Annotated in this window: 15 protein-coding genes and 2 tRNA genes; 11 read left to right on the forward strand and 6 right to left on the reverse strand. The window is 66.7% G+C overall.

The window, feature by feature from the left end:
* The 3 genes from D8670_RS16850 to D8670_RS16860 all read left to right on the forward strand — a co-directional run bounded on the left by D8670_RS16850 (window position 1) and on the right by D8670_RS16860 (window position 2,348).
* Window positions 1-555, forward strand: a complete 555-nt coding sequence (locus tag D8670_RS16850; protein ID WP_121819273.1) for a DUF7504 family protein — start codon at window positions 1-3, stop codon at window positions 553-555.
* Window positions 556-917: 362 nt separating this feature from the next.
* Window positions 918-2,018, forward strand: coding sequence for a pyridoxal phosphate-dependent aminotransferase (locus D8670_RS16855; RefSeq protein ID WP_121819274.1), 1,101 nt, complete (start codon window positions 918-920; stop codon window positions 2,016-2,018).
* Between the two features lie 36 nt (window positions 2,019-2,054).
* A complete protein-coding gene (locus D8670_RS16860) occupies window positions 2,055-2,348 on the forward strand; it encodes a PRC-barrel domain-containing protein (protein ID WP_121819275.1) in 294 nt (97 codons plus the stop codon).
* Here the strand turns inward: D8670_RS16860 and D8670_RS16865 are convergent.
* The gene (locus D8670_RS16865; RefSeq protein WP_121819276.1) at window positions 2,345-3,799 is read right to left on the reverse strand and encodes a DHH family phosphoesterase; all 1,455 of its coding nucleotides are present in this window, start codon (window positions 3,797-3,799) and stop codon (window positions 2,345-2,347) included. The genes D8670_RS16860 and D8670_RS16865 overlap by 4 nt on opposite strands.
* 267 nt (window positions 3,800-4,066) lie before the next feature.
* On the opposite strand from D8670_RS16865, the gene D8670_RS21680 reads away from it, so the two are divergent.
* Together D8670_RS21680 and D8670_RS16870 are read left to right on the forward strand one after the other, a co-directional pair.
* Complete coding sequence (locus D8670_RS21680) at window positions 4,067-4,198, forward strand: hypothetical protein (RefSeq protein ID WP_255459067.1); 132 nt, start codon at window positions 4,067-4,069, stop codon at window positions 4,196-4,198.
* 87 nt (window positions 4,199-4,285) lie between these two features.
* Window positions 4,286-4,359: transfer RNA gene (locus D8670_RS16870), tRNA-Lys, on the forward strand.
* A 250-nt stretch (window positions 4,360-4,609) separates the two neighbouring features.
* Here D8670_RS16870 and D8670_RS21105 read toward each other — a convergent pair.
* Together D8670_RS21105 and guaB are read right to left on the reverse strand one after the other, a co-directional pair.
* On the reverse strand, window positions 4,610-4,774 hold the full coding sequence (locus D8670_RS21105) for a hydrogenase maturation nickel metallochaperone HypA (protein WP_162994334.1): 165 nt from the start codon (window positions 4,772-4,774) through the stop codon (window positions 4,610-4,612).
* A 338-nt stretch (window positions 4,775-5,112) separates the two neighbouring features.
* Window positions 5,113-6,612: an IMP dehydrogenase gene (gene guaB / locus D8670_RS16875; RefSeq protein ID WP_121819277.1), complete on the reverse strand. Its 1,500-nt coding sequence runs from the start codon at window positions 6,610-6,612 to the stop codon at window positions 5,113-5,115.
* 155 nt (window positions 6,613-6,767) lie between these two features.
* On the opposite strand from guaB, the gene D8670_RS21110 reads away from it, so the two are divergent.
* The 4 genes from D8670_RS21110 (at window position 6,768) to D8670_RS21115 (ending at window position 8,358) form a co-directional block, all read left to right on the forward strand.
* Window positions 6,768-6,971: a DUF8099 family protein gene (locus tag D8670_RS21110; RefSeq protein WP_162994335.1), complete on the forward strand. Its 204-nt coding sequence runs from the start codon at window positions 6,768-6,770 to the stop codon at window positions 6,969-6,971.
* A gap of 6 nt (window positions 6,972-6,977) precedes the next feature.
* Entirely contained in the window at window positions 6,978-7,856 is an 879-nt protein-coding gene (locus tag D8670_RS16880) for a DUF5794 domain-containing protein (RefSeq protein WP_121819278.1), read from the forward strand.
* Between the two features lie 38 nt (window positions 7,857-7,894).
* Window positions 7,895-8,119: a DUF5795 family protein gene (locus tag D8670_RS16885; RefSeq protein WP_121819279.1), complete on the forward strand. Its 225-nt coding sequence runs from the start codon at window positions 7,895-7,897 to the stop codon at window positions 8,117-8,119.
* Window positions 8,120-8,180: 61 nt separating this feature from the next.
* Window positions 8,181-8,358 (forward strand) — tRNA-Trp (locus D8670_RS21115).
* A 105-nt stretch (window positions 8,359-8,463) separates the two neighbouring features.
* On the opposite strand, the gene D8670_RS16895 is transcribed toward D8670_RS21115, so the two are convergent.
* Window positions 8,464-8,850 carry a DUF7522 family protein gene (locus tag D8670_RS16895; protein ID WP_162994336.1) on the reverse strand — a complete coding sequence of 129 codons (387 nt, stop codon included), beginning with the start codon at window positions 8,848-8,850 and terminating at the stop codon, window positions 8,464-8,466.
* A gap of 120 nt (window positions 8,851-8,970) precedes the next feature.
* Between D8670_RS16895 and D8670_RS16900 the strand changes: the two genes are divergently transcribed.
* On the forward strand, window positions 8,971-9,573 hold the full coding sequence (locus D8670_RS16900) for a class I SAM-dependent methyltransferase (protein WP_121819281.1): 603 nt from the start codon (window positions 8,971-8,973) through the stop codon (window positions 9,571-9,573).
* Here D8670_RS16900 and D8670_RS16905 read toward each other — a convergent pair.
* Window positions 9,564-9,956, reverse strand: a complete 393-nt coding sequence (locus D8670_RS16905) for a pyridoxamine 5'-phosphate oxidase family protein (RefSeq protein ID WP_121819282.1) — start codon at window positions 9,954-9,956, stop codon at window positions 9,564-9,566. The genes D8670_RS16900 and D8670_RS16905 overlap by 10 nt on opposite strands.
* Window positions 9,957-10,091: 135 nt before the next feature.
* On the opposite strand from D8670_RS16905, the gene D8670_RS16910 reads away from it, so the two are divergent.
* A complete protein-coding gene (locus D8670_RS16910) occupies window positions 10,092-10,871 on the forward strand; it encodes a GTP cyclohydrolase III (protein ID WP_121819283.1) in 780 nt (259 codons plus the stop codon).
* On the opposite strand, the gene D8670_RS16915 is transcribed toward D8670_RS16910, so the two are convergent.
* Complete coding sequence (locus D8670_RS16915; protein ID WP_162994337.1) at window positions 10,868-11,476, reverse strand: transcription initiation factor IIB family protein; 609 nt, start codon at window positions 11,474-11,476, stop codon at window positions 10,868-10,870. The genes D8670_RS16910 and D8670_RS16915 overlap by 4 nt on opposite strands.
* Window positions 11,477-12,186 lie beyond the last annotated feature (710 nt).

The following is a 12,186-nucleotide window of genomic DNA, read 5'->3' on the forward strand; positions in this document are numbered from 1 at the left end:
ATGGCGCGGACGACGACTGACGGGGACGGCGAGCGGACGGTCTCGGTCGATCCGGGGACGCAGTGTCTGGTCGGCGTGCCGTCGATGCGGTCGCCGCTCGATTACCTCCCACGGTCCGCGTTCGAGAACCTGCTCGTCGTCTCGACCACGCGGCCGCCGAGCGCGGTCGAGCGGACCGTCCGCGCCCGCAGCGGGGACCCGGAGAACGTCGGCGTCGTCCCGGTGTCGGGGTCGGCCGTCGACTACGACGGGCCCCTCTGGGTGGCGGACGTCGTCGGGCCGACGGACCTGACGGGCGTCGACGCGCGCTTCGCCGACGCCGTCCGCTACGTCGAACCGGGCGAGGGCTGGGTCGCGTTCGACAACGTCAACGTGTTGCTCATGTACGCCCGGGCGGACAACGTCTACCAGCTCGTTTCGGCCGTCGCCTCCCGGTCCCGGAAGCGAAACGCCCGCGGTGTCTTCGCGGTCGTCCCCGGTGCGGTGACCGAGAGCACACACGACCGGTTTCGCGAGCCGTTCGACGCCGAACTCCGATTGGCCCGCCGGGAGTGAGAAGCGGACCGCTCGACGGTGTGGGACGACGTTCACATCGTCGGCGAGAAGGGCGAATATCGCCGCTCGCGTCGCTCGCGACGTAGTTCAACTGAAAAGCGGACGGAGCCACCGAAGGGGGCTCTATCCCGCTCCGTCGAGCCGACCCGGGCAAGTCGGCCCGACGTTTGCCGGTTGTCAGAGGCACCCCGGCACCTACCAACAACCACCGCATCTATTATAACATCACCTTCCGAACCGCCACGCAGCGCGTGATTCGAGGTATATAAGATTTTTCGCCGAGGTCGTCTTCGGTCGCCCGGCTCAGCGACCCACTGCATCGCGACGGAAACACTGAACCCGGACGCGCGGGGATCGGTAGTATGGTTCCCACCGTCGAGTACATCGAGTGGATTCGGGGCCGGCCCGGCGCCGTCGCTCACGATCTGGGATCGAGCGGGCTGTTCGCCGCGCCGTCGGAATCCGGCGTCGTTCCCGAGCGGTTAGGGGATCTGTCCCACCCCGAGGGCGGTCCGTGCCTCCGGGACCGAATCGCGGAGCGGTACGGGGTCGACCGGGACGGCGTCCTCCTCACGGCGGGCGCGACGACGGCGAACGCCGCAGCGGCCGTCGCGGCCGCGGACCGGAACGGGGGTGAGAGCGCCCACTCGGCGCTCGTGGAAAAGCCGGCGTACGAGCCGCTCGTCGACAGTCCGCGGCTGTTCGGCATCGACGTCGACCGGTTCCGCCGCCAGCCCGACTCCGAGTACGCCCTGGAACCGCAGCGGGTGGCGGGCGCGGCGACCGAGGACACGGCGTTCGTGACGGTGACCAACCGGCACAACCCCTCCGGGAGATTGGCCGACCGCGAGACGCTCGCGGCGGTCGCGGAGGCCGCCGCCGGCGAGGACGCCGCGCTGCTCGTCGACGAGGTGTACGCGCCCTACGTCCTGGAGGGCGACGGCCCGTTCGGCGGCGTCACCGCGGCCGGCCTTCCGAACACCGCGATCACGGGGTCGCTGACGAAGTTCTTCGGTCTAGAGGGGCTGTGCCTGGGGTGGGTCGTCGGCGACCCGGCGATCGTCGGCGCCGCCCGCTCCGCCGCGACGCACTTCGCCAGTCCCGCGGATCCGAGCGTCGCCCTCGCGGAACGGGCGTTCGAACACGTGGACGACCTGGTCGCGGACGGTCGGGAGCGAGTCGCCGCCAACCACGACCTCCTCGCGGCGTTCGTCGACGAGCGCGACGACCTCGACGGGCGAGTGTTCCCGGGCGCCACGTACGCCTTCCTCGACCCGCACGGCGTCGACGGGCCGACGGTCGCAGAGGCGGCGCTGGAGCGGGACCTGCTGGTCGTCCCCGGCCGCTTCTTCGAGGACGACGCGCGGATCCGGGTGAGCCTCGGTCGCGATCCCGAGCGGATGCGCGCGGCGCTCGACGTCCTCGGCGCGACGCTCGACGACGTCGCCGGGGCGAGCGTCTGACCAACAATTAAGGTACGTCCGGTACACCGGACCTGTATGGACGACACGCCCCAAGAGATCACCGCGCTGGTGGGCCGGGAGGTGTACTCGAACAACGGCGTCTTCGTCGGCGAAGTCGAGGACGTCCGTCTCGACCTCGACACGGAGATAGTCACCGGCCTCGCGCTGCACGAACTGAACTCCGACGTCTTCGGCGCCATCGACGGCGACGCCCGCGGCGTCATCATCCCCTACCGCTGGGTGCAGGCGGTCGGCGACGTCATCCTGATCAACGACGTCATCGAGCGCATCCGCCGGCCCGAAGACGAGGAAGAAGAGGCAGTCGCCTAGGAGCCGTTCCCGCTCTCTCCGCTCTCGACGCCCATCGCGTCGAACAGTTTCCGCTTCACCGCTTCCTCCGTCAACTGGAGGAGCGTGTCACGGTTCTCCTCGTTGGTCTCGATGCCCGTGAAGATGCCCAGCGGGATCTCCGCGCTGGCCTGCGTCGAGTGGCCCGCGGCCTCGCCGATCTCCGCGTAGGCGTCGGCGAGCACCTTCCCGATGTTCATGCGGATGTCCTTCGAGCGCGCGGCGAGGTAGATGGTGTCGTCGGCGATGCCGAAGACGGCGGTCGTCGTGATCCCCTCCAGGTTCAGGAGGTGCTGGGCCGCCTGCGAGAGGGCGTCGCGGTCACGGATGAACCCGGCGTTCGAGACGAGGTGGCTCCCCTGCACCTCGCGGTTGGTGATCGCCTCCGCGAGCACGTCGAGCGTCTCCGGGGACATGCTCGGCGACTCGACCTGCTCTAAGGTGTCGTGGTTCGCGAACGGATAGAGGTACGCCGCGGCCGTCAGGTCCGCGGGCGTCGTGTCCCGCTTGAAGTCGAGCGTCTCCGCCCGGATGCCGTACAGCAGCGCGGTGGCGACTTCCTCGCCGACGTTCATGTCGAACTCCTGAATGTACTTCGTCAGGATCGTCGAGGTGGAGGACATGTTCGGGCGCACGTCGACGAACTCCGCGTCGTAGTCCTCGTCGGGCTCGTAGTGGTCGATGAGCACGTCGACCGCGAGGTCGTGGGTCACCTCGGAGGCCTTGGCGTGGTCGACGAGCGCGACCGTGTCGTACGCGTCGAAGTCCTCGATGTCGTTCCAGTTGTGGAGCTCGATCCCCAGCAAGTTGACGAACGCCCGGTTCTCCTGGTGGCCGATGTCGCCGAGATAGAGGATGTCCGCCTCGACGTCGAGGTGCTCCGCGATCGCCTGCAGCGCCGCCGCGCTCGCGATCGAGTCGGGGTCGGGGTTGTCGTGGGTGAGGATCGCCACGCGATCTTTCGTGTCGGTCAGCACGTCGCTCAGCTGCCGGGCCTTGTACTCCAGTTCGCCCGTCTCCAGCGAGCGGAGCGCGGAGTCCGCGATGACCGCCGAGGGGTTGATGACGTGGTCGGCGCCCAGTTCGGTCAGCTCGTCGCTGGAGACCGGGTCGCTGGCCCGGACGACGACGAAGTGGTCGGCCTCCTGCTCGCGGATGTTCGACACCGCCGCCTTGTTCGCCTCCACGTCGGAGGACATGATGAGGATGACGTCGCGGTCGTCGACCATCTCGGCGACCGAGCCGTCGCTGATGTCCGCCTGCTGGGCGTTGAGGTCCTGGTCGCGCAGCGCCTCGACTCGCCCCGGGTCCTTGTCGATGATGAGTACGTCCTTCCCCTGGTCGACGAGTTCCTCGGCGACCGCGTGACCGACGCTCCCGCAACCGAGGATAGCGTACGTCGAGATCGAGGAGATAGCGACCCCAGTGTTCATTTGCCAGACCTTTATCTCGGACCACACTTAACGGTCCCGACCCGTCGCTCCAACGGCGATTCCGGCCGGATCCACCGTCTCGGGACTTCGGTGCCGACGCGCCGATCTCCTTCCGAACCGCATCGCCCGATCGCGACGCGGCCGCGGTGCGAGCGGCGATCCGATCCTGTTTTATCCCTCGCACGTAACTCGGTGGATAGTGATGCGCGCCGACGATCCCCCTCGGGGACCGCCGCGCGCGGAGGTCAAACCGTGCTTCTAAAACGAATGAAACGTCTCCTCGCCGACGATGCCGAAGTGCTCCACGAGTGCCGGCGGTGCGGCGCGTCGCTCGACTCCGACGAGGACGCCTGTTCGGAGTGCGGTTCGACCGATTTCGAGCGATTCGAGATCCGCTGACCCTGGTCCCGTCGCCGACTCCCCGCCCGCATCCGAATCGCGAAACAAAACGTATTTTAGTATACCCCGGCAAGCAGAGAGTGCACAGGGCCGGTAGCTCAGTCCGGCAGAGCGTCTGACTCTTAATCAGACGGTCGCGTGTTCAAATCGCGCCCGGCCCGCTTTTGCGACCATCACTTTCGTGAGGAGCGAAGCGGCCAGAGCGATTTGCAGTAGACGAGTCGCAGCGCGTGAGCGAGCGTAGCGAGCGAACCGGAACGTCTCGGCGTGGTTCAAATCGCGCCCGGACCGTTACATTCTCGCGCGAACTACCGACGAGCCACGCGTGGCGCGCTCCGCCATCGCGGCCGCTCCGGCGACGGCGCGGGAACCAGCCGTCGAAGCCTCCGCAGGACCCCCAAAAGAGTCACGTCAGTCGATCCGTTCGAGCCGCGGACCGCCGCAGGACGGACACACCCGGTAGGACGTGTCGTACGTGCCGTCGCAGTGGAAGCACTCGTACCGTTTGGCCGGACTGTCACGGATAGTGTCGCGGAGTCGTTTCAGGACGCCCATCTCGTTCCCCGGCCGGAACATCGGAGCAGTTCTTGTTAATTGTTACCGTTCCTGTACGCACGCCGGTGAACGCCGCTCGACGACAGGTTCGTCGGTTGGCAAAAATCCTTTGACGGGTCCCGGAGTATCCCGGCACGTATGGCGAACTTCGACACCTACGAGTGCGCGAACTGCGGTGACGAGTTCAAGGCACACTCCAGTTCGAACGCGGCGGAAAGGGAGACCTGTAGCCCGGCGTGCGACACGGCGTCTCGCTGAACGGGCACCGAAACGCCGACCCGGATCTCCGCTCCCCGGCTCGTCCGAGCGGCGGCCGCGGCAACCGTCGACGACCGCGGCGCTGGCGACGGGAGGCGGCGTTACTCGTCGGGGCTGTAGTTCGGCGCCTCGTCGGTGATGACGACGTCGTGGGCGTGGCTCTCGCGCTGGCCCGCCGAGGAGACGCGGACGAACTCCGAGCGCTCCTTGAACTCGGGGATCGTCGCCGCGCCGACGTAGCCCATGCCGCTCTGCATCCCGCCGGAGAGCTGGTGGAGCTCGCTCTGCAGGGTGCCCTTGTACGGCGTCGCGGCCTCGACGCCCTCGGGGACGTACTCCTCCTCGTCCTCGGGGGCTTCCTTCAGGTAGCGGTTCTCGTCGTCGTCGCCGCCGGCCATCGCACCGACGCTGCCCATGCCGCGGTACTGCTTGTACTTCTTGCCGTTCATCGTGATGACGCGGCCGGGCGCCTCCTCCGTGCCCGCGAAGTAGGAGCCGAGCATGACGGCGTCTGCCCCGGCGGCGATGGCCTTGATCGCGTCGCCGGAGTAGCGGATGCCGCCGTCCGCGATGACGGGCACGTCGTGCTCTGCGGCGACGTCGGCGACCTGAGCGACCGCGGTGATCTGGGGCATGCCCGCGCCGCTGACGACTCGCGTCGTGCAGATGCTGCCCGGGCCGATGCCGACCTTGATCCCGTCGGCGAAGTCGACGAGGTCGAGCGCGGCCTCGCGCGTGCCGACGTTGCCGACGACGACGTCCGCGTCGACCGCCTCCTTGATATCGCGCGCGCCGTCGATGACGTTCTGGTTGTGCGCGTGCGCGGTGTCGATGAACAGGGCGTCGGCGCCCGCCTCGTCGGCGGCCGTCGCGCGGTCCGTCTCGAACGGGCCGACGGCGGCGGCCGCGAGCAGCCTGCCGTCGTCGTCGCGGGCGGCGTTGTCGTACTCGCGGCGCTGGAGGATCCCCTGCATCGTGAGGAGGCCGACCAGCCGGTTCTCGTCGTCCACGATCGGGACGCGCTCGATCTTGTACTCGTACATCAGTTCGAGCGCCTCGCGCGCAGTGACGTCCTCGGGCGCGGTGATGACCTCGTCGGTCATCGCCTCGCGGACCTCGTCGCGCTCGCCGACCTCCAGGTACGGGCGGATGTCGGTGCCGCTGATGATGCCGAGCACCTCGTCGTCCTCGTCGACGACGGGCGCGCCGCTGACGCCCTCGCGCTCCATCATCTCGTCGACCTCGCGGACGGTCTGTTCCGGCCGCGCGGTGACGACGTCGCGGATGACGAGCTCGTCGGCGCGCTTGATGCGCTCGATCTCGGCGGCCATCCGGTCGACGTTCATGTTGCGGTGCAGGACACCCAGGCCGCCCTGCCGGGCCATCTCGATGGCCAGCTCGCTCTCGGTCACCGTGTCCATCGCCGCCGAGAGTATCGGCACGTTCAGTTCGACGTTGGTCGAGACGCGCGTCGACAGGTCCGCCTCGTCCGGCTCGACCTCGCTCTCCTTCGGGCGGAGGAGCACGTCGTCGAACGTCAGCGCTTCCGGTACTCGGAGCTTCTCGGAGAAGGGTTCGTCCTCAGGAACGTCGTTCGCCATGTAAACTGTCGGCATCCGCGGCCCAAAAACGTTGCGAGACGCCCCCCGATCTGGGAGGCTGCCACACGGTACATCGCCGCTCGTGGCCGTTCACCGGGGAACGTGCGGACACGTCCCACGCAATACTTATGGACAACCCTGAACGTTTGTACTGTATGGACTCCGCCAGTCCCATCGCATCGCGCAGCGCCGGTCAGACGAGCGACGACTCCGGCAACCTCTTTACACTCTTCGCGATGGCGGTGACATTTAAACGGGCGGAGAATTCGCTTCCGGCTAACTGGCAGTGGGGCGGTGACGGCAGCCGCTATCGCCATCCGGAACACCCATCGGCCACGGGGTATGGCCATCACGGATAAGCCAGCATGAGCACGTCTCAGCACCCGATCGCGCTGCACCTCGAGGACCAGGTGGGCGGCGCGACCAAGCTGCTCGCTACCGTCATGTGTCTCCCGCTGATCGACGGCATCTTCCCCGCGCTCGTCCTCGCCGGGGGAGTCGACTCCGTCGCCGGTATCATACAGGTCGGCCTGCTGGTGTTCGGCGGGAGCGCGACCGTCGCGGTCATCCTCGCCGAGATGGAGGGCACGCCCCGGGAACAGGCCAAGATCGTCGCGCTCGTCGGCGCGGTGTTGCTCCCGGTCGCCGCCGCGGAGGCGGCGCTCGCGCCGACTATCGAGAGCCTGCTGGACATGGCCCTGTTCGAGCGGTTCGCGGCGCTCGTCATCGCCGCCGTCGCGGCGAAGACGGCCAGCGCCCGGATCGGCGAGTACCTGCCCCGTCCGGCGGTCATCATCGGCCTGGGCCTCGTCGCCAGCTTCGACCCCGCGGGCGCGGAACTGGTGTTAGTTCCCGACGCGACGCTCGTCGCGAAGGCGGTCGCCTCGGCCGGCGTCGGCGTCGGCTTCGCGCTGGCCGTCGCCCTGCTCTCGCCGATGCTGCGCGAGCAGGTCGACATCGACCGCTTCCGCTTCGGCAGCGCCGTCGCGCTCGGCGTCCTGCCGCTGTCGCTGCTCGGCCTGCTGTTCGACCAGGCGCCGCTCGCCGTCCTCGCGGTGACCGCGCTGTTCGCGTTCGACCCCAGCGGCGACGCGACGCTCGCGGAGTCGGACGACGGCTCCCCCGCCGACGCCGGTCCCGAGGGTACGCTGGCCGACGGCGGCCAGGAGGCGAACGACGACGCGGAAGACGACCGGACCGCGGACGACCCGGTCGCCGCCGAGGGCCGCGCGCCCTGGCTCTAGAGCCGAACGCTTACTTTCCCCGGCCGACTTCCTCGCGTATGAGCAACCGCGTCGTTCAGGGCCGGATGGTCACCGCCGAGTCGCTCGCGGAGATGATCGAGGGCGAGAGCGTCATGGAGGCCGAAGCCATCGAGGACGCCGACCGGCAGTGCCCCCAGTGCGGCGAGGACGTCCTCGCCGTCGGGTACATGCCGACCGTCACCGAGTTCGTCACCGGGTACAAGTGTCAGGAGTGCGACTGGGGCGAAACCGACCGCGACTGACCGCCCGCACCCGATTCCGAACCGAAACCACTTTAGGCAACTCCGACCAACGAGGAATCGAGGGGTCGTGGCCAAGCCCGGCATGGCGACTGACTCCAGAGGTTTCAGCGCTCGGTGACGACATCCCAGACTGGTATACCGAGCGACCGACTGATCATCGGTCGCGTTGACGACCCTCTGGGGTACCGAGGCGCACCGGAGATATCAGTCGATCGGGGGTTCAAATCCCTCCGACCCCACTTCCTCACGCGACGCTCACCTTCGAGCGCCGCGTGTATCCGTGACCGAGGAACCTTTGGAGCGGGGAGCGGCTTCACTGCGGCCGTGGTGCAAGATCTCCTCCACTATCGCTGGGAATCGATCTTCTCAAAACACTCGTCGACGAACGTCGGGAGCGCTACCTCCGTCTCGGGGTCGATCGAGAAGAAGATCCCGTCTTTCGCGCCCAGTAATAGCAGGAAGCTCGTGCCGAGGTCCGAGAGGTAAATGCTGCAGTAGGTGTCGGTACCGTAGGCCTTGCTGCTCAGGGAACTCTGGAGCGATTCGAGGACGAAGTCCTCCCGGATCTCTTCCGGGGTCTTCTCGGCGATTTCCGAAACGTACCGCCGTGAGATCTCCGACTGGTAGAGGACGTCGTGTGACGTCTCGTCGTAGGCGACGACTACGTGGAGCCCGTCGCCGACTCTGGATCGAAGAAACGCCAGCAACTCCTCGTAGGAGGAACTCCCCATACCATGCTGGTCCGGAGCCGCCGTCATAATTGCTTCGCCGGTCCGTCCGCTGACGTAAACTGCGGTGGTACCGACGACGGTCGGCGAAACGGTTTTGCCACCAGTGTTCGACCGCCGCGTATGGACGAGATCGGTCGAACGCTCGACGCCTACGAAGCGGATCCCGACTCGTACGTCGAACGGTATCGACGGGAATCGGTGGCCGCGGAGTACGGCGATCGCTTCTTCGACGTCCTTCCCGGGGACCGCATCCTCGACGTCGGGTGCGGTCCCGGCGCGGACGCAGCCGAGTTCGCCGTGCGCGGATACGACGTCACGGGGTTCGACCTGACGCCGTCGTTCCTGCGCGCCGGCCGCGAGCGCGTCCCGAACGCGTCGTTCGCGCGCGGGGACATGCGTCGGTTGCCCTTCGGCGGGGCGTCGTTCGACGCAGTCTGGAGTTGCGCCTCGTTCCTTCACGTCCCGCGCGCGGACGCGCCCGACACACTGCGAGAGTTCCGCCGAGTGCTCGACGACCACGGCGTCGTCTTCCTCTCGGTGAAACGCGGCGACCGGAGCGGCTTCGATGCGGACAGCGGTCGCTACTTCGAACGATACCGCGTCGAGGGACTCGCATCGCTGATCGACGGCGCGGGGTTCGACCTGATCGACGCGCAGTCCGGCGACGGGTGGGTACAGGTGCTCGCTCGCGTCGCTCCCCACGGTTCCGACGGTCAGTCGTAGGTCCTGTACGAAGCGGTGCCGACGTCGACCCGCACCAGCGCGTTCTCGGCGTGAGCGTTCTCGGGGGCCCCGTACTTCCTGTTGATGCGACGGTTCGCTTCCCGGAACGCCGCCTCGTCCTCGACGACCGTCGCCGTCCCCAAGAGTGTCACCGTCCACTCCGTCTGTCCGCCCTCGTCCTTCTGGACCGAGAGCGCGACGCGGGGGTTCTCCCTGACGTTTCGCAGCTTTCGCCCCGACGTGACCAGCTCGACCGCGCCGTCGCCGTAGACGTACCACACCGGGGCGACGTGCGGTCGGTCGTCGACGCTCGTCGCGAAGTGGGCCATCAGCGGTTCGCTCGTGAGCAGCCTCTCCGCCGGTTCCGGGACGCTATCGGACACGATCCGCCGTACGACCGGGAGCCGAATAAAGCCCCTCTCCGCTCGCACACCGTTTCCCACTTGCCAAACGGTCTTCACACACGCCTGCTGTCAGTCAATAAGGCAATAAGGGAGAACCCCGTACCCATGCCCACTGTGGCGAACACTCAGGTCACGCTCATTCAGATCGACAACTACGGTCCATGGACGGTGACGCCGGAGCCGCGACGCGAGGTCGATCTCCAGACTATGCAGTCCCGCCTGTACGCCGACCTCTCCCAGCTCATCGGGAACCGCGACGGGTACGTGTTCTTCACCCGTTTCGACAACATGATCGCGGTGACGAACGGGCTCGACATGGACGTTCACGACCGGGTCCAGGAGTCAATCGGTAACCGCTATCCCGTCTCGATCAGCCTCAGCGTCGCGGCCTCGCCCTCGCCGATCGAGGCGCTCGAAACCGCGACGGAGCAGCTGCAGGACGCCGGGAGCGCACAGGACAAGGGACGGCGAGAGATCCTCCGCGGCGATCACGTCGCACCGGACGATCGATCCGACGACGACGTTCAGATCGCCCACTTCGACGTCGTCAACGCGACCGGGAAATACACCGACCAGATCAACGCCTTCGATACGTTCATCACCATCGAGCAGGGATACGCGGAGCTCATGCGGTACATGCGCCGCGCGCACGAGTCACTCTCCTTTTTCGTCGGGGGCGACAACATCATCGCCGTCTGCCCGAACCTCTCGGACGACGAGTACGATGACGCGATCCGCCACGTCGCCGACGCCGTCGACGTGGACCTGCAGGTCGGCGTCGGCCGGGCCAACAACGCTCACGAGGCCGGAATGGCCGCGAAGCACGCACTCGAGGAGTGTCGGTACAACGGGACGCGCGTCGAGAGCGTTCTCGGAACCCCACACCAGGACTAGTCGGCCGCGAGCTCCCCGCCCTCCGTCAGGAGGTCACCCACCGCTTCCGCCTGCTCCTGGTAGCGGTTCCGTATCGTGATCTTGCTCACGTCCGCGATCTCGTGGACGTCGCTCTGCGTGCACTCCTCCCTGTGGACCGTCGCCGCGTAGTACACCGCCGCGGCGGCGAATCCTCGCGGCGATTTTCCGGACGCGAGTCCCTGATCGGTGGTGACCGTGACGATGTTCTGGGCGAGTTCGCGCGTGTCGTCGGGCAATCCGAGAGCGTCGCAGTACTCGTCGACGAACGCGTTCGGGTTGAACGACTGGATCTGGACGCCGAGTTCGGACTGGATCCACTTGGACCGCCGGAAAAGCAACTTCTTCTCCAGTTCTCCCTCGGCGGCGATCGCCTTGGGACTGGCCGGAACGTTCTCCCGCTTGCACGCGAGATACAGCGCGGCCGTGGCGACGACCTCGCAGGACCGTCCCTGCTGTGTCTCGTCCGTGAACGCCCTGTGGAAGATGGCGTAGCCGGTCTCACACACACTGTCGGGCAGGTCGAGCGCGTCAGCGACGGACCGTATCCGGTCGTCGCCTCGTTCGCGCAGAGCTTCGATGTCCATAATTCCCCACGAATCGACGTATTCGACCGTGTCTACGATCCCCATACATCTATCTCTTTCGTCGGGAACCGCCTTCGACTCCGATCTCGAACGGTCGTTCATCCAATAGCCGACGAGTCGACGGCCTTTTATTACCGAATCGATTCGAATGTAGTGCGAACAAACACGCGCGGAGGGCGAGACGATCCTCGGCCCTCCAGGTGAATCCCGGACCCGACGTGTATGAAAGGGTTTAAATACCAATCATCCACTAAAAATAGGTCCGAAGACGGACTTCGGGTCGGCGACGATCGCGTCTCCGTCCCCGTGTTCCGGCTGGGCGACTGCTCGCCGGACAAGGTTCGAAGGGTTTATACCTTACTCGAACACTACAAATTAGTCCGAAGACGAGGGCGGTCACACCGCCCAGGACTTCCGACGAGCGTTCGACGCTCGTCGAAGAGGATTCGACGGGTTTATGTACCCGTGGACGCCTACAATGAAGTCCGAAGGAAATGAGGATTCCACCCCTGCGGTCCGCCGTACACGATGGAATCTGATGTTAGCCTTGGTAGTTCGGTGCCACCCGGCCGTTCAGACGGTCCGGTGGTCGCCGAATTACGGACCACGCAATAGGTGTACACTCTTACGAGTGTACCCGCCAGACCCCCCGGCCCACAGTGGCCGGGAGCATTCCGGTTGATCCTGCCGGAGGCCATTGCTATCGGGGT

Origin of the sequence: Halostella limicola, assembly GCF_003675875.1 — an archaeon.
GTDB classification, from domain to species: Archaea; Halobacteriota; Halobacteria; order Halobacteriales; family Natronoarchaeaceae; genus Halostella; species Halostella limicola.

Coding starts and splice junctions, on each gene's coding strand:
- D8670_RS21105 (WP_162994334.1), bottom strand. CDS start 4,774: ATGTTCCGGCCGGGGAACGAGATGGGCGTCCTGAAACGACTCCGCGAC.
- D8670_RS16900 (WP_121819281.1), top strand. CDS start 8,971: ATGGACGAGATCGGTCGAACGCTCGACGCCTACGAAGCGGATCCCGAC.
- D8670_RS16860 (WP_121819275.1), top strand. CDS start 2,055: ATGGACGACACGCCCCAAGAGATCACCGCGCTGGTGGGCCGGGAGGTG.
- D8670_RS16915 (WP_162994337.1), bottom strand. CDS start 11,476: ATGGACATCGAAGCTCTGCGCGAACGAGGCGACGACCGGATACGGTCC.
- D8670_RS16880 (WP_121819278.1), top strand. CDS start 6,978: ATGAGCACGTCTCAGCACCCGATCGCGCTGCACCTCGAGGACCAGGTG.
- D8670_RS16885 (WP_121819279.1), top strand. CDS start 7,895: ATGAGCAACCGCGTCGTTCAGGGCCGGATGGTCACCGCCGAGTCGCTC.
- D8670_RS21680 (WP_255459067.1), top strand. CDS start 4,067: ATGAAACGTCTCCTCGCCGACGATGCCGAAGTGCTCCACGAGTGCCGG.
- D8670_RS16850 (WP_121819273.1), top strand. CDS start 1: ATGGCGCGGACGACGACTGACGGGGACGGCGAGCGGACGGTCTCGGTC.
- D8670_RS16865 (WP_121819276.1), bottom strand. CDS start 3,799: ATGAACACTGGGGTCGCTATCTCCTCGATCTCGACGTACGCTATCCTC.
- D8670_RS16855 (WP_121819274.1), top strand. CDS start 918: ATGGTTCCCACCGTCGAGTACATCGAGTGGATTCGGGGCCGGCCCGGC.
- guaB (WP_121819277.1), bottom strand. CDS start 6,612: ATGGCGAACGACGTTCCTGAGGACGAACCCTTCTCCGAGAAGCTCCGA.
- D8670_RS21110 (WP_162994335.1), top strand. CDS start 6,768: ATGGACTCCGCCAGTCCCATCGCATCGCGCAGCGCCGGTCAGACGAGC.
- D8670_RS16895 (WP_162994336.1), bottom strand. CDS start 8,850: ATGGGGAGTTCCTCCTACGAGGAGTTGCTGGCGTTTCTTCGATCCAGA.